General features: G+C 58.3%; 19 protein-coding genes. 10 read left to right on the top strand and 9 right to left on the bottom strand.

Annotation, left to right across the window (positions count from 1 at the left end; genetic code table 11):
• Positions 1-101: 101 nt before the first annotated feature.
• The 7 genes from Q4S41_RS15640 to Q4S41_RS15610 all read left to right on the top strand — a co-directional run bounded on the left by Q4S41_RS15640 (position 102) and on the right by Q4S41_RS15610 (position 6,714).
• Positions 102-932 carry an outer membrane protein assembly factor BamD gene (locus Q4S41_RS15640; protein ID WP_305032061.1) on the top strand — a complete coding sequence of 277 codons (831 nt, stop codon included), beginning with the start codon at positions 102-104 and terminating at the stop codon, positions 930-932.
• Between the two features lie 103 nt (positions 933-1,035).
• On the top strand, positions 1,036-1,383 hold the full coding sequence (locus Q4S41_RS15635; protein WP_305032060.1) for a DNA-directed RNA polymerase subunit omega: 348 nt from the start codon (positions 1,036-1,038) through the stop codon (positions 1,381-1,383).
• Between the two features lie 161 nt (positions 1,384-1,544).
• Positions 1,545-2,132, top strand: a complete 588-nt coding sequence (locus Q4S41_RS15630; protein WP_369811313.1) for a flavoprotein — start codon at positions 1,545-1,547, stop codon at positions 2,130-2,132.
• 127 nt (positions 2,133-2,259) lie between these two features.
• On the top strand, positions 2,260-2,910 hold the full coding sequence (locus Q4S41_RS15625; RefSeq protein WP_305032059.1) for a phosphopantothenoylcysteine decarboxylase: 651 nt from the start codon (positions 2,260-2,262) through the stop codon (positions 2,908-2,910).
• A 5-nt stretch (positions 2,911-2,915) separates the two neighbouring features.
• Positions 2,916-3,839 (top strand): type IX secretion system protein PorD, encoded by a 924-nt coding sequence (gene porD / locus Q4S41_RS15620; RefSeq protein ID WP_305032058.1) that lies wholly within the window; start codon positions 2,916-2,918, stop codon positions 3,837-3,839.
• Positions 3,840-3,985: 146 nt separating this feature from the next.
• On the top strand, positions 3,986-5,656 hold the full coding sequence (gene recN, locus Q4S41_RS15615) for a DNA repair protein RecN (protein WP_305032057.1): 1,671 nt from the start codon (positions 3,986-3,988) through the stop codon (positions 5,654-5,656).
• A gap of 227 nt (positions 5,657-5,883) precedes the next feature.
• Positions 5,884-6,714 carry an enoyl-ACP reductase FabI gene (locus Q4S41_RS15610; protein ID WP_305032056.1) on the top strand — a complete coding sequence of 277 codons (831 nt, stop codon included), beginning with the start codon at positions 5,884-5,886 and terminating at the stop codon, positions 6,712-6,714.
• 99 nt (positions 6,715-6,813) lie between these two features.
• Here Q4S41_RS15610 and Q4S41_RS15605 read toward each other — a convergent pair whose 3' ends face one another.
• Positions 6,814-7,689: a carboxypeptidase-like regulatory domain-containing protein gene (locus Q4S41_RS15605; protein ID WP_305032055.1), complete on the bottom strand. Its 876-nt coding sequence runs from the start codon at positions 7,687-7,689 to the stop codon at positions 6,814-6,816.
• A gap of 209 nt (positions 7,690-7,898) precedes the next feature.
• Between Q4S41_RS15605 and Q4S41_RS15600 the strand changes: the two genes are divergently transcribed.
• Together Q4S41_RS15600 and Q4S41_RS15595 are read left to right on the top strand one after the other, a co-directional pair.
• Entirely contained in the window at positions 7,899-8,849 is a 951-nt protein-coding gene (locus Q4S41_RS15600) for a pectinesterase family protein (protein WP_305032054.1), read from the top strand.
• A gap of 88 nt (positions 8,850-8,937) precedes the next feature.
• Positions 8,938-9,891, top strand: coding sequence for a pectinesterase family protein (locus Q4S41_RS15595; RefSeq protein ID WP_305032053.1), 954 nt, complete (start codon positions 8,938-8,940; stop codon positions 9,889-9,891).
• A 158-nt stretch (positions 9,892-10,049) separates the two neighbouring features.
• Here Q4S41_RS15595 and Q4S41_RS15590 read toward each other — a convergent pair whose 3' ends face one another.
• From Q4S41_RS15590 to Q4S41_RS15555, 8 genes are all read right to left on the bottom strand, one after another.
• Entirely contained in the window at positions 10,050-10,988 is a 939-nt protein-coding gene (locus tag Q4S41_RS15590; protein WP_305032052.1) for a D-2-hydroxyacid dehydrogenase, read from the bottom strand.
• 185 nt (positions 10,989-11,173) lie between these two features.
• Positions 11,174-11,977 (bottom strand): SDR family NAD(P)-dependent oxidoreductase, encoded by an 804-nt coding sequence (locus tag Q4S41_RS15585; protein WP_305032051.1) that lies wholly within the window; start codon positions 11,975-11,977, stop codon positions 11,174-11,176.
• 118 nt (positions 11,978-12,095) lie between these two features.
• Positions 12,096-12,362 (bottom strand): barstar family protein, encoded by a 267-nt coding sequence (locus Q4S41_RS15580; protein ID WP_305032050.1) that lies wholly within the window; start codon positions 12,360-12,362, stop codon positions 12,096-12,098.
• A gap of 24 nt (positions 12,363-12,386) precedes the next feature.
• A complete protein-coding gene (locus Q4S41_RS15575) occupies positions 12,387-12,596 on the bottom strand; it encodes a hypothetical protein (RefSeq protein ID WP_305032049.1) in 210 nt (69 codons plus the stop codon).
• 123 nt (positions 12,597-12,719) lie between these two features.
• A complete protein-coding gene (locus Q4S41_RS15570) occupies positions 12,720-13,481 on the bottom strand; it encodes a hypothetical protein (RefSeq protein ID WP_305032048.1) in 762 nt (253 codons plus the stop codon).
• An 18-nt stretch (positions 13,482-13,499) separates the two neighbouring features.
• A complete protein-coding gene (locus tag Q4S41_RS15565; protein WP_305032047.1) occupies positions 13,500-15,311 on the bottom strand; it encodes an ABC transporter ATP-binding protein in 1,812 nt (603 codons plus the stop codon).
• 60 nt (positions 15,312-15,371) lie between these two features.
• Positions 15,372-15,770, bottom strand: coding sequence for a hypothetical protein (locus tag Q4S41_RS15560; RefSeq protein WP_305032046.1), 399 nt, complete (start codon positions 15,768-15,770; stop codon positions 15,372-15,374).
• Positions 15,771-16,053: 283 nt separating this feature from the next.
• Positions 16,054-16,920: an SDR family oxidoreductase gene (locus tag Q4S41_RS15555; protein ID WP_305032045.1), complete on the bottom strand. Its 867-nt coding sequence runs from the start codon at positions 16,918-16,920 to the stop codon at positions 16,054-16,056.
• 100 nt (positions 16,921-17,020) lie between these two features.
• Between Q4S41_RS15555 and Q4S41_RS15550 the strand changes: the two genes are divergently transcribed.
• On the top strand, positions 17,021-17,443 hold the full coding sequence (locus tag Q4S41_RS15550; RefSeq protein WP_305032044.1) for a winged helix-turn-helix transcriptional regulator: 423 nt from the start codon (positions 17,021-17,023) through the stop codon (positions 17,441-17,443).
• Positions 17,444-17,585 lie beyond the last annotated feature (142 nt).

Genomic DNA, 17,585 nt, shown 5'->3' with positions numbered 1-17,585 from the left:
GCAACCTTTGGCCGCTGCCACGCACTCTAGTGGCGGGCGGCCCGCCCGATTCGGCGCCCCGTTTGCCTTCGCCGGCTCAAATCGTTACCTTTGCACCCCTTATGCCGATTTCCCGCCTCACGGTTCTCTTTCTGCTGGTTAGCACGCTCTTGCTGGGCTCATGCGCCAGCGGCTACCAAAAGTTGCTGAAAAGCACCGACGTCAATAAAAAGTACGAGGCTGCGGTGCAGTACTACGACAAGGGCGACTATTTCCGGGCCGGCACCCTGCTCGAAGACCTGATTCCGTTGCTCAAAGGCCGCCCCGAGGCCGAAAAAGCCCAGTTTTACTTCGCCAACACCAACTACAAGCAGCGCAACTACGTGCTGAGTGCGTTCTATTTCAAGCAGTTCATCGACACGTATCCGAACTCGGACTACACCGAGGAAGCCACGTTCCTGAATGCCAAGTCGCTGTTTCTGGACTCGCCTGGCTACGAGCTCGACCAGACCAATACGGTATCGGCCCTCGAATCCATCCAGGATTTCCTGAACCGCTACCCCGAAAGCAAGTTCAAGGCCGAAACCGACAACATGGCCCAGGAGCTGCAGAAGAAGCTGGAAAACAAAGCCTTCGAAAGCGCCCGCCTCTACTATCAGCTGCGCTACAACCAAGCCGCCGTGGTGGCCCTCACCAACTTCCAGCTGCAATATCCCGCTTCGGCTTATGCCGAGCAGGCGGCTTTCCTGCGCGTCAGTGCCCAGTATGCCTGGGCCAAGGAAAGCATTGAAACCAAGCAGCGCGAACGTTATTTGGAAGCCGTTAGCTTCTACCAGCAGTTCATCGATGCCTACCCAAAGAGCAAAAGCCTCAAAGCCGCGCAGGACATGTACGATTTCAGCCAGAGCGAAATTGCCCGTCTGAAATCCGTGCCCACGGCCGCATCCAATTAATCTTTCGTTGTTGGTTTCCGGTTGCTGGTTACCAGAACCACTCCGGCAGCCGCCCGCATTGCCCGACAACGAACAAGCAGTAATTAATAATTAACCTGTGCCCATGAAACCTAATCCCAACGCCGTCTCGAGCTCCATCGTAACGCGCAACGTCGCCGACATCACCGGCGATAACGGCAACGTGTACGAGGCCATCGCCGTGATTTCCAAGCGCGCCAACCAACTGTCGGTGAAGCTGAAAGAAGAGCTCAACGACCGCTTGGCCGAGTTCGCCTCCACGGTCGACAACCTGGAGGAAGTGTTTGAGAACCGCGAGCAAATCGAGGTTTCCAAACAGTACGAGCGCATGCCCAAGCCCACCAGCCTCGCCATTGAGGAGTTCCTGCAGGGCAAAATCTACTACAGCACCCCCGAGCCGGAAGAAATTCCGGTGCCCCGCGAGCTGTTCTAAGCCGCAGCGGCGAGCAGCCGAAAAGTAAAAAGAACGTCATGTCGAGCTTGCCGAGACATCTCGCGTGCTTCACTAACTCAATCGATTGGATTGGTGGTGGCACGCGAGATGTCTCGGCAAGCTCGACATGACGTTCTTTTGTCAACAGCAACTTACCCATTATGGCCGACCTCACTCCGCACTCAACTGCCCTGCACGGCCGCCGCATCTTGCTGGGCGTGAGCGGCAGCATTGCGGCTTACAAAGCCGCGCCGCTCACCCGCCTGCTGGTGAAGGCCGGCGCCGAGGTGCAGGTCATCCTCACCGAGGCGGCCACGGCCTTTGTCACGCCGCTCACGCTGGGTACGCTCTCCAAAAAGCCCGTGCTCACGGGCTTCCTGCGTGATGCCGCGGCCGGCGAGTGGCACAACCACGTGGAGTTGGGCCTCTGGGCCGATGCGCTGCTGATTGCGCCCGCCAGCGCCAACACCATTGGCCAACTGGCCAATGGGCTGTGCCCCAATCTACTGTGCGCGGTGTACCTGTCGGCCCGCTGCCCCGTGTTCCTGGCGCCAGCCATGGACCTGGACATGTACGCCCACCCGGCCGTGACGCAGAATCTGGCGCGCCTGCGTTCCTTCGGCAACCACGTGTTCGACTCGCCCAGCGGCGAGCTGGCCAGCGGCCTCAGCGGCCACGGCCGCATGCTGGAACCGGAGGACATGATGGCGGAGCTGACGAAGTTTTTCGCCGGTTTTGTTTCAAAATAGCACGTCATGCTGAGCGTAGCCGAAGCATCTCTACCACGAGAGTAATTATTTACTTACCCGGTAGAGATGCTTCGGCTACGCTCAGCATGACGTTCTTTGGGTTCGCAATTTCCTCTCCGCACACAACATGCGCGTCCTCATCACCGCCGGCCCGACCTACGAACCACTCGACCCCGTCCGCTTTCTCGGCAACCGCTCGACGGGCAAGATGGGCTACGCACTGGCCGAAGCCTTCGCGGCTGAGGGAGCCCGGGTGACGCTGGTGAGCGGCCCCAGCCAACTGCCCAATCCGGCCATTTCCTTGATTGAAACGGTGCGGGTCGAAACGGCCGCGGAGATGTTCGCCGCCGCTTCGATGGTGGCTGCTGAGGCCGATGTGTGGGTATTTGCAGCGGCGGTGGCCGACTACCGGCCGGCCCAGGTAGCTGCCGAAAAGATTAAGAAATCGGGCGAAACGCTCACCCTGGAGCTGGTGAAGAACGTGGACATCGCCGCCACGCTCGGCCAGCAGAAGCGGGCTGAACAATTTGCCGTCGGTTTTGCGTTGGAGACTACGAACGAGCTGGCCCACGCCCAAGACAAGCTGCGCCGCAAAAACTTCGACCTTGTGGTGTTGAATTCGCTGCGCGACGCGGGCGCTGGTTTCGGCCACGACACCAATAAGGTGACGGTGCTGGATGCCAGGGGCCAAGTCGTTAATTTTGAACTGCAGTCCAAGGCCGACGTGGCCCGCGGGCTGGTAAGCCTGATTCTGGCCCGCCGGGCCGTAACCTCCTGATGCTCATGTTGCGAAAATTCCGCTCGACCTTGTCTCTGTTTGCGCTGCTGTTGCTGGCTGGCTCTGCCGCCCATGCGCAGGAGCTGCAGGCCGACGTGCAGGTAACGACCCAGAACGTCACCATCACCGACCCCACGCTGGTGACGCAGATGCAGAACGAAATTCGCAACCTGCTCAACACGCAGGCCTGGACTTCGCAAACCTACCGGCCCGAGGAGCGCATCAAGGTGCGCATGTTCATCGGCATCACGGCCATCCCGCAAAACGGCACCTACAATGCCACCATGCGCCTGATTTCGACGCGCCCGGTGTACGGCACCGGCTACGAAACCAATGTCATCAGCCTCACCGACCGCAGCTTCAACTTCAACTACTCGCCCCAAAACCCCATTGCCTTCTCGCAAAACAGCTTCACGTCGAACCTAGCGTCGCTGCTGGGCTACTACGCTTACCTGGTCATCGGCATCGACCGCGACACGTTTGGGCGGCTCGGGGGCACGCCGTATTATGAATTGGCGCGCAACGTCGTCAACTATTCGGCCAACCAAACCCTCACCAACGAAGTCGACGAGGGCTGGCGCGGCTCGGGCTCGCGCGAGCGCCATTTCCTGCTCGACAACCTGACCGACCCGCAGCTTGAAGCTTTCCGCACCGGCCTCTACAGCTACTACCGGCTGGGCATGGACGTGTTCATCGAAAAGCCCGAGGAAGCCCGCGCCTCGGTGATGACGGCCCTCACGGGCATTCAAAAAGCGGTGATTACGCGCCCCGGCGCGTTGTTGACCCGGGCGTTTTTTGACGCCAAGTCCGATGAAATTGCCAATATTTTCCGCACCAGCTCCGACCAGAACCAGAAGCAGCAGCTCGTGGCCATGCTGACGGAAGTAGACCCCGGCAATTCGGCAAAATATCAAACGGTGCTTAAATAAATCAGAATCAAATTAGAATAAATAATGAAAAGAACGTCATGCTGAGCGAAGTCGAAGCATCTCTATTGTAGGAGTAATTATTTACTGTGGCGGTAGAGAAGCTTCGACTTCGCTCAGCATGACATTCCGCTTTTTTCGCAAGGGTTATGCTAGTCGATTTACGGATTAAAAACTACGCGCTGATTGAGCAGCTGGAGCTGCGTCCTTCGCCGCTGTTGAATATTATTACGGGCGAAACCGGTGCTGGCAAATCCATTATGCTGGGTGCCATTGGCCTGCTGCTCGGCAACCGGGCCGACTCGCGCATGCTGTTCGATACCGAGCGCAAGTGCGTGATTGAAGGGCAGTTTGATATTGCCAACTACCAACTGCAGGATATCTTCGAATCGGAAGATTTGGACTACGACGCGCACTGCATTCTGCGGCGCGAAATCAGCCCGAACGGTAAGTCGCGCGCCTTTGTGAACGACACGCCCGTGACGCTGGAAGCCCTGCGGAAAATCGGCGCCAACCTGATGGACATCCACTCGCAGCACGATACGCTGCTGCTGGGCGACGGGGTTTTTCAGCTCAACCTGCTCGATTTGTACGCCGGGCTGGTGCCGCAGCGCACCATGTACAGCAGCGCTTTCCGGCAGTACCGCAAGCTGGAAGTTGATTTGCAGGCGTTGGAAAGCCAGGCTGCGCAGGCCAGCAAGGAGCTGGATTACAACAGCTTTTTGCTGAACGAGCTGGAAGAGGCCCGCCTCGATACCGAAGACCAGGATGCGCTGGAGCAGGAGGTGAAGCAGCTGGAGCACGCCGAGGAAATCAAGTACAAGCTGAGCCAGGCGCTGCACGGGCTGCGCGACAGCGAAAGCTGTGCCACCGGCACCATGAAGGATGCTTCGGTGCTACTGGGCCAGGTGGCCAACTACGCCGACAATTTCAAGGAGCTACGCGAGCGGCTGGAAAGCTGCCTGATTGAGCTGCACGACATTGCCGACGAAGTGGAAGTGGCCGAGCGCCGCACCGAAGGTGACCCTGCCCGCGCCGAGGAGCTGCAGGACCGCCTGAACGTGCTCTACACCTTGCAGCGCAAGCACCAGGCCCGCGACCTGCCCGCCCTGATTGCCGTGCGCGACACGCTGCGCCAGAAAGTGAGCTCGGTGCTGAATCTGGACAAGGAAATCAACCGCCTGCGTAAGGATTCGGATGCCGCACTGGCCGCCGTGACCAAGCAGGCCGCCAAGCTCTCGGAAAGCCGCCGCAAGTCGTTTCCGAACTTCGAGAAACAGCTGGGCCTGCTGCTGGCCGACCTCGGCATGCCCAACGCCCGCATTGTGATTCAGCACAGCACCGGCGCCCCCGCCGCCAGCGGCACCGACGTGGTGAACATCCTCTTCACGGCCAACAAAGGCGCTCAGCCTCAAACCTTGAGCAAGGCCGCATCGGGCGGCGAGTTCTCGCGCCTGATGCTGTGCATCAAGTATATGCTGGCCGATAAGACGGCGCTGCCCACGATAGTATTTGACGAAATTGATACCGGTATTTCGGGCGAAATTGCCGTGAAAGTGGGCCGCATGATGCAGCAGATGGCGCAGAAACACCAGTTGGTGACCATTTCGCACCTGCCGCAAATGGCCGCCGCCGGCGACGTGCACTACTTCGTGTACAAGGAAGACCGGGCCGACCGCACTGTGAGCCGCATCCGTGAGCTGAACCAGGAGGACCGTATTAAAGAAATTGCGCACATGATTGCGGGCGCCAAGCCTAGCGAAAATGCCTTCCAGAGCGCCCGCGAGCTGCTGGCGCTGCGGGGCGAGGTGGCGGCATAAGGCGGCCGTCTGTCATTGCGAGTGGAGTGGAGCGAAACGCGGCAATCCGTCCGCTCTAAGCGACCAACCTGATAATGTGACAAAGCCAACTGCTAACTTGCCGCCGCAAACCCAACGGTTGGGCTTGTCGCATCTAATAAGCTGGTCGCTGAGAACAGGACGCATTGCTTCGGCTCTGCCTCGCAATGACAGGCGACTCACATCTCACCATTCCACCAAACCACCCCATGGCTAACAATCTCCTCGCCGGCAAAGTCGGCATCATTTCCGGCGCGCTCAACGAACATTCCATTGCCTGGAAAGTGGCCCAGCGGGCCCACGCCGAAGGCGCCCGCTTCGTGCTCACCAACGCGCCGCTGGCCATGCGCATGGGCGAAATCAACAAGCTGAGCGAGGAATGCAACGCCCCGATTATTCCGGCCGATGCCACCTCGACGGAGGAGCTGGAGGCGCTTTTTTCGGGCGCGCAGGAGAAGCTGGGCGGCAAGATTGACTTCGTGCTGCACAGCATTGGCATGAGCGCCAACATCCGCAAAAAGAAGCACTACGGCGAGCTGGACTACAAATTCTTCCAGCAAACCATCGATGTGTCGGCCATGTCGTTTCACAAGATGATGGCCGTGGCCGAGAAGCAGGACGCCATGAACGAGTGGGGCAGCATTGTGGCCCTGAGCTACATCGCTTCGCAGCGTGCTTTCCTCGATTATACCGATATGACGCAGGCCAAGGCCATGCTCGAAAGCATTGCCCGCAGCTACGGCCAGCGCTTCGGCAAGCTCAAGAAAGTGCGCGTGAACACGGTGTCGCAGTCGCCCACCAAAACCACGGCCGGCACCGGCATCACCGGCTTCGACGCCTTCTACAACTTCGCCGACATGATGTCGCCGCTGGGCAACGCCCCGGCCGAAGCCTGCGCCGACTACTGCATTTCGCTCTTTTCGGACCTGACGCGCTACGTAACCATGCAGAACCTGATGCACGACGGCGGCTTCAGCACCACCGGCATCTCGGCCGAAATCGTGGATGTGCTGACGAAGGTTTCCGGCATGCAGGAGTAACCTGACCTAATTGATAAAGCGAAAGCCCGGCCGGTTGGCCGGGCTTTTTGCGTGTGCTTAAGCTTAACATTTGCTAATACACCAACTGCACGAGCGTGGCTAAAAGAACGTGCGGTTTAGCACTAGCGAAACTTCCGAATAATGCGGAAGCTGGTTGAACGCTACGCCGGCTTGCAGCCCCCAGCCAAACCCATGCGTCAGCTGCCCCTGAAACTGCCAGTAGTCATCCCAGCGGGTGGCTTGCGCACTATAAAAAAGGTGAAAGGCATGGAGCCACGAATCGTGGTTCAGGCCGAAGCTGTAACCGAAAGACGCCCGCTCTGCAGCCGCTTCGGGTTGTAGCGCCCGCAAGCGGGCGTAGCCGCCGCCAAGCAGCAGCGTTGGCATGCGCACCGGCCCAATGCGGTACAAGCCGATTGAAAATGTACCGGTGTAGCTGCGAAAATGGAGGCTAACGGGGATGGCTTGAAGTCGTTGGTAGCCAAGGGATTCAGATATTGTAAGCCGCCTGCGTTGGTAGAGCGCAGGTAGCGTGAGCCTGGCAAGTAGCGCGTTATTGTCTCTGAAATTGGTTTGGTAGCTTATCGAGGCGCTCACGGGCACATGGAGCAGCCGTGTCCCGTAAAGCCTCAACGAGCCGCCGTATGGCGCATAGCGCAGCCCACTGCTGAGCCCCAACTCACAAAGAGGGTAAAGAATGGTGGTACACACGATGGCTCGGGTATTGACTGCCAGCCGAATGTTGCGGCTACGGCCCGCCCGTATCCAGACCTGCTGCCGCACGTAGCCGATAAATGAAACGGTCAGGGCAACGCTGTCCAGTCTGCCGGGCACAGTCAACGTGAAATTGCCTTCGGCATCGGACGAGGCGCCATTGGTGGTGCCGGTTTGCAGGATGGTAGCGCCCGCTACCCCGACGTCTTTGGTGCTGTCGAGCTCCAGAACCCGGCCCGAAACAGTCGTTTTCTGGGCCATAGCTGGAAGTGTGAGCAGGAAGGAGCAGCAGATTAGTAGCAGAATGCGCATCGGACAAGGGCTTGGGTTTGAGAAGCCGATGCCCGATAGGGTAGAAGTGCACAAGGCCGGAAGTCTTTTTCCGCCGCGCGGCCGGCAACGATTGCGCAGAAATTGCGTGCTTTTGGGGTTGCCAGCCGCTAGGTTTACGGTCGATTTAACTTGCTGTCATGAAGATTCTGTTGTTGCTAATACTGCTGAGTGGCCTGTCGTTGGGCCGGGCCTTTGGCTACGATTTCGTGGTGGCGCAGGACGGCAGCGGCCGGTTTCGCACCGTGCAGGAGGCTTTTAATGCGGTGCCGGATTTCCGCAAAAAAGTCACGACCATCTTTATCAAAAAGGGGATTTATAAGGAGAAATTAATCCTGGCTGGTTCCAAGCAAATGGTCAGAATCATTGGCGAAGACCGGGACAAAACCATCCTGACTTACGACGACTACAACCAGAAGAAAAACATCTTTGGGGAAGATAAAGGCACCTCGGGCTCGGCCAGCTGCTACCTCTACGGCTCCGATTTTTCGGCCGAGAACCTGACGTTTCAGAACTCGTCGGGGCCGGTGGGGCAGGCGGTGGCCGTGTGGGTTGATGGCGACAAGGCCGCGTTTGTGAACTGCCGGTTTCTGGGATTTCAGGACACGCTCTACACGTATGGGCGCGGCAGCCGGCAGTTTTACAAGAATTGCTACATTGAAGGCACCGTGGATTTTATCTTCGGCTCCAGCACGGCGTGGTTTGAGGACTGCGAGATTTTCTGCAAAAAAGGCGGATTCGTGACGGCCGCCAGCACGCCCGATACGGCGCGGTTTGGCTACGTGTTCAGCCGTTGCCGCATCACCGGCGACGCCCCGGCGGGCAGCTTCGGCCTGGGCCGGCCCTGGCGCCCCTACGCCAAAACCGTGTACCTGAACTGCGCATTGAGCGCCGTGATTCGGCCCGAAGGCTGGGACCCGTGGGATAAAGAGTCGAACAAGAAAACGGCCTATTACGCCGAGTACCAGTCAACCGGCCCCGGCGCCGCGCCCACCCGCCGCGCGCCCTGGTCGCACCAGCTCACCGAGACCGAAGCCAAAGCATACACCCGCGAAAACGTGCTGCACGGCTGGCAGCCGGAAGCAAAATAGTTGTAGCGTGGACTCTGCGAGTCCGCACTTGCCCGAACGACACCCGCCACGCACGGACTCGCAGAGTCCACGCTACATCCCATCCCAAATGAAACTACTGATTCTTGCGTTGTTGGCCGCCACCCCAGCCTTCGCCCAAACCGCCCCGAAAACCGGCCCCATCACCGTGGCGCAGGACGGCACCGGCACCTACCGCACCGTGCAGGAAGCCGTGGACGCCGTGCCCAACCAGTCGCAAAAGCCCGTCACCATCCGCATCAAAAAGGGCACTTACCGCGAAAAGCTGGTGGTGCCCACCCTCAAAACGTGCATCCGGCTGGTGGGCGAGGACAAGGCCAGCACCATCCTCACCTTCGACGACCACACCGGCGACGCGGGCGGGCACAACACGTATAGCTCGCACTCGGTGCTGGTGCAAGGCAACGACTTTTCGGCCGAAAACCTGACGTTTGAAAACACGGCAGGCTACACCGCCGGCCAGGCCGTGGCCCTGCATGTGGAGGCCGACCGCGCCACCTTCACCAACTGCCGCATGGTGGGCAACCAGGACGTGCTGTTTCTGGCCACCGACCACACCCGGCAGTATTTCAAAAACTGCTACATTGAGGGCACGACGGATTTTATTTTCGGCGCCAGTACGGCCGTGTTCGACCATTGCACCGTTCTCAGTAAGAAGAACTCGTTCATCACGGCGGCTTCTACGCCGCCCCAGCAGACGTTTGGCTTCGTGTTTTTGAATTGCAAATTGCTCGCCGATACCGCCCGCGCCAAGAAGGTGTACCTGGGCCGGCCCTGGCGCCCCAACGCCCGCGTGGTGTATATCAATACCGAAATGGGCGGCCACATCGCCGCCCCCGGCTGGGATAACTGGAAGAACCCGGAAAACGAGAAAACGGCCTATTTCGCGGAGTATAAGTCGTCCGGCCCGGGGGCTAATCCGGCGGGGCGGGTGGGCTGGTCGTATCAAATGACGGCCGCGGAAGCCAAATCGTACACGCTCAAAGCCATTTTCGCGGCAAAGGAGCCATGGCTGCCGCGGTAGTGGAGTGGTAAGATTGTGGGCCCACGCCTGTCATCCTGAGCGGAGCGAAGGACCTTATCAGGTTTGCATCAATCGAATTACTGCAAGCTGTTCTTCGGTGTAAGGTCCTTCGTTTCACTCAGGATGACAGGCGTGGGCAAACGCTCTTATCATCCTGCCTAATACCCCTTACTCAGTTCCACCAGATTCTCCAGGGGCTGGCCGTTGCGAAGCTGCTCCAGGTTGTGGAGCAGGACGTCGACTTTGCTTTCGTCTTCGAGGGCCTGGCCACCGCCGGTGTGCTGGGTGAGCAGCACGTTGGGCAGGGTCCAGAGCGGGTTGTCAGCGGGCAGGGGCTCGATGGCCGTCACGTCGAGCACGGCGCCGCCGAGGTAGCCGGCTTGCAGCAGACGCAGCAGTTCCGGTTCATCGGTGGTATTGCCGCGGCCCACGCTGGCATAGATGCTGCCCGGGCGCATGGCCTGCACCAAATCGGCCGAGAAATAGCCGTCGGCGCTGCCGGGTAGGGTGTTGATGACAATGTCGGTTTCGGGCAGCACGGCCTTCAGCTGCTCTTTGGTGTGGAGCTGGGCCGAAGGGTCGGTGCGGGCCAGCAGCTGCACCTGGCACTCGAAGCCGCCGAGCTGCTGGCGGACGGCCACCCCAATGGCGCCGGCGCCCAGCACCACCACGCGCTTGCCGCGCAGCAGGCCGGCGCGGTTGCGCACGAAGGCCCCGCCCACCCATTTTTTCTGCGATTGGAGCACGGCCAGTTCGGGCAGGTGGCGGTAGAGGGCCAGCAGGCCGCCCACCATGGTTTCGGCGCAGGGCCAGGCAAAGAAGTCGCCCATGTTGGCCACCGGAATGGGCAAGTCCAGATGACGGTAGCGCTCGAAGCCGGCCGAGTCGATTTGCCAGAAGCGCAGCAGCGGCGGCGGGCCCGCCGTGAACCAGGCCGGCGGCGGGTTTCCCATCAGCAGCGCCGTTTCCTGAAAAGCCGGAAACTGCTGCTCCGTGGGCAAATCATTGCAAAAAGTAATTTCCAGGTTATCCGGCGCGAGTCGCTGCAAATATTGGCGTGCCGAGGCACTCAGGGGAGAAAAAACGAAAAGACGCATGTAATAGCCGCCCAAAAGGCCGCAGCGGGAAGAAAAGGCGAAAAACGGAAGCGAAACCGTAAAGTTGTCGCGTCAAAAGCATAATTCTCATGAAGCTAAAATATCCTCGTCGGCCAAAGCGCTGCTGCACTTCGGCCAACGGGGATATTTGCTGCTCCGCGAGTAATTTATAAATAAGGCATGCGCTAGCGGGCGCTCTCGTCGCCGTCGACCGGCGCGCTCTGCTTGTGCACCTGAGCGGCCACCAGCGGGTCGGGCATCACCTTGCTGAAGCCCACCTGCACGTTGTTCATCACCCCAGCAATGATGCGGCCTTCGCCCTTCATCAGGGCTTTGTAGCCTTCCTTGGCCACGTCGGCGGGTTCCATGCCCTGGCCTTCGGCCACGTTTTTGGCCTGCGTCATGTGGGCTTTGTTGAAGAAATCCGTCTTCGTGATGCCCGGCAACAGGTTGGTGATGGTTACGTTCGAATCTTTATTTTCCTCCTGAATGGACTCCACGAAGGAATTCACGAAGGCTTTGGTGCCGTGGTACACCGCTTGCAGCGGGCCGGGCAACTCGCCCGCAATGCTGCCCACAAACAGGATTTTGCCTTCGTTGCGGGCCTTGAATTCCTGCAGGTAGAGCTTGGCAAATACCACGTAGGCGCCAATATTGAGCTGAATGATGTCGAGCTCGCGGTTGATGTCGGTGGTGTCGAAGGTGCCGTACTGGCCCTGGCCGGCGTCGTTCACCAGCACGTCAATCTGGGTGCCTTTCTGCTTGATTTCGTTGTAGACCTCGAACGGCGCGTCGCGTTTGAACAGGTCCTTGGCAATGGTCGTGACTTCGACGCCGAACTGCTGGCGGATTTCCGAAGCGGCTTTGTCGAGCAGGTCGGGCTCCAGGGCCACGAGGACGAGGTTGTATTTGTCTTGCGCGAAGCAGTTGGCCAGCTCGCGGCCGATGCCGCTGCTGGCCCCGGTGATGAGGGCGGTTTGGTTTGCCATTTTATGTGGAAAGGTTAGAATGTGGATGGTTTCCTAACGCTTCCGGCTTGGCAGGGGTTATGGTCGGGCTTTAAACAACCTCTCTCTTCCGATATAAAGGCAACGCTGTTGACGCAGCCTATGAGCCCAGCAAAATTTGCTTGCCGGGCTTCTCCTGGGGGTAGTTGGCGATGATGTCGCGCAGAATCAGCATGTCTTTGGGACAAGCTTGGGCGAAGGCCTGCCAGTGCTCCAACACCACGCAATCCGGCATTTCGACCACGGCGATGATGGCGTCCCAGAAGGCGTCCCAGCTCACGCCGTACCAGTCGGGGAAGTGCAGCTCGCGCTTCATCAGGTGGTGAAAGGCAGCTTTGGTGTCGACGTGGGTGAGGTCGATGGTCATGGTCTTGCTGGCGCGCGTATTCAGCTACTGGTTTTCTTTGTTCAGCCAGTCGTGCATGGTTTGCACGGTCCAGCCTTGCTGCTCCCAGGCGTGGTCGGCCAGCTTGGTGAGGCGCTGGGCGAAGTACTGGCCAATCAGCGTGCGGATGTTGAGCAGGTCCGTTTCGCTGACTTGCTGGGCGTACAGTTTCAGGAGTTCCTGTTGCAGGTTGGTGAGCGGTTGGTTCGGGGCCATGGTCAGCGAATTTACGAATCTAGAAGCATTTGCCGCCCCCGCTGAAGCACAGATGCACGCCCCATTTCAGGTCCTCGGTGGTGCCGGGCAGGCGCAGGCAAAGGGCTTGCAGGTCTTCGATGGTTATTTGTTGCGTTGTGCTTTTCTTTTCATCAAAGCAATGAACATCTTATTTAAGTCGCTATTTCTTTCGGATGAACTCTCTTGTGCCAACTCGTTGATAGCAAGAGGGTATTTTCCCTGCAAACTGTATATGAAAGCGCTTGCATAGTAAGCCCCTGATTCATCCTTAAAGAGCTTTTTCATTTGTTGGCATCTCCGCAATCCTTCCGCTAATCTTCTAGCTCCAATATTCTTTGCGATTAGCTCATTCAGCACTGCTTTCTTGGCAGTATCGGGAATAGATGCCGTTTGAAATCTGCTTTCTAATGTTTTGATGGAATTCAGATTAGCTACTGAGCTATCAACAGGGTACGTTTTTTCATATAACGTTTCGAATTCTGACCCAAAAGCATCACATGAAACAACCATAGTCTGCATCATCGCAGACATGTCAGCTGCCTTCCTTGAATTCATGGAATCTACTTTAGATTTCATATTTTCCACCGCTGCAACTGAGTCTTGTATACTATATCCTTCTGGAAGCTCGACTTTCTGAGAGAAAGTTGTGCTCTTTATACAAGGTGCCATCCGAGCATCAATATCACCTTTTTGCTTGCTAAAACAATCGCATGCTTCTTGGCTCATTTCTGCAATTGACTTCTCCTTATTTTCGGTGCTTGTAACCTCAGTAGAATAATTAATCTCACAGGAGTAAGCAAGAAGCAAAATGCAAAGCCAGAGAAAGGGCGTGCAAAAAAAATTACTGGTATATCGTGGAATCATAGCTCAAATGTACAGTTCTCACGAAGCCGTATCCAGCACCTCGTCCCCGTCGTCGGCCATGGTCTTGGCCAGCTTCTCAATGTTTAAACTCCGGGCCGAGGCGTCGAAAATTTCGCGGTAGGTGCCGTGGCGGGCGTAGAGCTCGTCGTGGGTGCCGCTTTCCACGAGGCGGCCTTTTTTCATGACGTGGATGCAGTCCGAATCCACGATTTGGGCGAGGCTGTGGGAGATGATGACCACCGTGCGGCCCTGCTTGATGGCGTCGAGCGAGTTTTTGATTTGCTCGGTGGCGATGGCGTCGAGGCTGGCGGTGGGCTCGTCGAGGAAGATGATGGGCGGGTTTTTGAGGAAGAGCCGGGCGATGGCGATGCGCTGCTGCTGGCCGCCGCTGAGCTGCTGGGCATCGGACTGGTACTGGCGGGGCAGGTCCAGAATCTGGTCGTGCAGGTAGGCTTGCTTGGCGGCGGCTTCGATTTGGGCCTGGGTGGAGGCGAAGTCGCCGTAGCGGATGTTTTCTTCGATGGTGCCCTTGAAAATGTGGTTTTTCTGGAGCACCAAGCCGATGCGCTGGCGCAGGGCGTGGGTGTCGTAGTCGGCCAGGGGGCGGCCGTCGAGGAGCAGTTGGCCGGAATCGGGGGCGTAGAACTTGCAGAGCAGGTTGATGATGGTGCTTTTGCCGGCGCCGCTGAGGCCGACGAGGGCAGTGGTTTTGCCTTCTTCGATGGTGAGGCAGACGTCGTGCAGGGCCTGGGTGCCGCTGGGGTAGGTAAAATCGACGTTGCAGATTTCGAAGGTGCCGCGCACGTCGGCCGGCTGCAGCGGGCCGGTTTCTTCGATGGCGGCGTCGGCGTCGAGGATGGCGAAGAAACCTTCGGAGTAGGTGAGGGCCTCGTTCATCTCGTCGTAGATGCGGTGGAGCTGCCGGATGGGCGCCGACACGTTGTTGAAGAGCAGGATGTGGAACATGATGGCGCCGATGGAAATCTGGCGGTCGAGCACGAGGTAGGCCGTGAGGATGATGATGACGACCACGCCAATCTGCTCGACGAAGGTTTTGAGGCCGTCGTAGCGGAAGTTGGTTTTGCGCGTCACCAGCTGGGCGCTCACCAGCTTCTGCTGGGTGTCGGCCTGCTTGTTGGCCTCAAAGGCTTCGCGCACAAAGCTTTTGATGATCACAATCGAGTCGATGATGCTGATGAGGCCGTGGTTTTTCTCCTCGCGCAGCTTTTGCAGGCCGCGGCGCACGCCCTGCAACCGGTCGGCCTGCCGGAAGCTCAGCCAGAAGTACACCGGCAGGATGGCCAGCGCCACCAGCCCCACCCATTTGTTGGCCACGAACATCACCACCAGAGCCACCAGGGCGTTGGCAAACAGCGGCAGGATGTCGATGAAGAAGTTTTGGACCAGCTTCATGAGGCTTTCTACGCCGCGGTCGATGCGGGTCTGGAGCTTGCCGGTCTGGTTGCCCTCGTCGGAGAAAAAGCCCAGCTCGTAGCTCAGAATCCGGCTCACGGCCTGCTGAGACAAGGTGCTGCTCACGTTGATGCGGATTTTCTCGCCGTAGTATTTCTGCCCGAAAGTGATGAAGGTGTTGACGACTTCCTTGCCCAGCAGGATGCCGCTCACCGCCGCCAGCATGGGCCAGCCGGCGGCCAGCGCCTCGTGCCGGTCGAGCAGGCCCTGCACGTTGTCGACAATGTAGCGCAGCACGAAGGGGTTGACCTGCGCGGCCAGCGAGCCCACCAGCGTGAGCAACAGCGTGGCAATGACCAGCGGCCGGTAAGGCCGCACGAAGGGCAGCAGGCGTTTAATAATTTCCCAAAGGCTCATCTAAGCGGGCGGTAAGTGGAGCCGGTTAGACGGGCGGGGCGGGGGCGGGGTTGTTGTGGACTAATGGCCACTTTTAAGTTCTGTGCGAATGGCCTGCACTAAATCAATGGATGCTTGACTTCCATCCAGAACATTGGAATAGGAGTAGTAAGTAGGAAATAATTTATTTTGCTCTTTGTGAAGAAATAAAACATAGGTTTTGTCCATGCTAAATAGCATGTCACAATTGGAATAGGTAGAGTGTATTTCAATAATATCACCGGCCTTGTATCTGCCTTTAAAGTCGTTTTCAATAATAATTCGCATAGAATACCCTCGCGAAATCGTGTCTTGAATACCAATGCTGCGCAAAAAGTTATGGTAGTCTCTTCCTTCTCTGGTATTACCGTCCAATATCTCAAGTGCCTTTCCTGTAAGTAGATAAGGGGTTGATTTAATATGTTGCTGAACTGGAGTCATTATACAGTCACACGCTAATGTGGCTTGACTATACGCGACAAAAAGTAAGAGCAGAAATAATTTTTTCATCCTAGTGAACTGTTTTAGGGGCTTTGAAACAGAAAGATGCATCCTTTGACTGAAATGCACACCCATCATTTATTCTGTGCAAACAAGTTGTGCATCTGCAGTAACTGCGGTGGCTGCAGTTGCTAGCGCGGCGGGTGGAAACGCCAGAAAGCTCCCCGGCGGGCCGCAATTCAGCGGCCCGCCGGGGAGCTTTCTGGCTACATTCGTTCAACAATTACTTGCCGTACACGCCCGCCAAGTACGTTTTCAAACCCGTCGGCTTGCGGCCCAACAGTTGCTCAAACGCGGGGCTGGCCGCGTCGAACTCGCCGTCTTTTATTGCCTGGTTCATGCCCAGCAGCAGGTTGATGAAGGGCTCGGGCACTTGGTGCTGACGCATGCCGGCCGCAATGTCCTCGCCCGATACGGGCACGTAGGCTACGGGCTGGCCGGTCACTTCGCTCAAGCCGTTGGCAATATCCTGGAAGGAGTAGGCGGGGCCGGGGGCGATGTCGTACACCTGGTTTTCGTGGCCTTGGCCGGCCAGCACGTTGGCCAACGCCTCGCCAATTTCAGCGCGCAGGGCGTAGCTCACCTTGCCATCGCCGGCCGAGGCGTAAAGCTGGCCGCTGGGCAGCGTGCCTTCGCCCACCAGCATCGGGATGATGTCAAGGTAGAGCGTGTTGCGCAAAATGGTATAGGTCAGGCCCGAGGCGCGCAGGTATTCTTCGGTAGCGAAGTGGCCGGGCGACGCGCCGAACGCCGATTCTGCCGATGGATTGACCACGCTGGTGTACACGAGGTGGCGTACTCCCGCTTGCCTGGCGGCGTCAATCACGTTTTTGTGCTCGCGCATCCGCGCTTCGTATTCCAGCTCGCTGGTGGAGATGAGCAGCACGGTTTCGACGCCCTGGAAGGCGGCGAGGAGCGAGGCCGGGTCGTTGTAGTCGCCCTGGCGCACCACCACGCCCTGCGGGAGGGTGTCAGCGGCTTTTTGCGGGTCGCGCACCACGGCGACGATTTCGGAAGGCGCGATTTTGGCGGTGAGTGCTTGGATGGTGGCGAGGCCGAGGTGGCCGGTGGCGCCGGTGATGGCAATCATATAGTTGGGAGTTTAAGGGCCAATGGTTACTTTTGGTAACTCAAAGGTATTCGGCCCTTTTGTCCCGGCGCAAGAAGGCATTTAATTCTGCCCAAGGCACATGGAAGTAACTGTTGTTGAAAATCAAGCCGCTGAAGTTCGGGCGGCGGCCAAAAAAATTATTACCGTGCCGGTCAACGGCTTCGGCCTGTGCCCCGTGCGCGACATTCTGGACCGCATCGGCGACAAATGGTCTTTGCTGTCTATTCTGCACCTGGGCAGCACCGACAGCCTGCGCTTCAATGAATTACGCAAGCGCATCGACGGCATTTCGCAGCGCATGCTCACGGTCACGCTCCGGGCGCTGGAAGCCGATGGGCTGGTGGCGCGCACTGTATATGCCGAGGTGCCGCCTCGCGTGGAATACGCTCTCACCGAACTGGGCCAAAGCCTGCTGGGTGCCGTGATTGAATTCGGCAACTGGGCCGCGGCGCATGCGCCGGCCATTGCCGAGGCCCGGAAGCGGGTGGCCGTGGCAGCGTGAGGATGTAGCGCGGACGCTGTAGTGCGCGCCCCCGGCGGACACCCGAACAATTTTAACGGTGTGCGGACGCGGACTGCAACGTCCGCGTTATGTCCGGTTGCCCAAACCATTCCGGGCAATTGGGTGAAACGCCCGCCATACC

The sequence above is a fragment of the Hymenobacter convexus genome (genome assembly GCF_030580955.1).
Taxonomy (GTDB): Bacteria; Bacteroidota; Bacteroidia; order Cytophagales; family Hymenobacteraceae; genus Hymenobacter.
The sequence above is the reverse complement of the archived record's forward strand: the minus strand, read 5'-3'. Positions and strand labels throughout refer to the sequence as shown.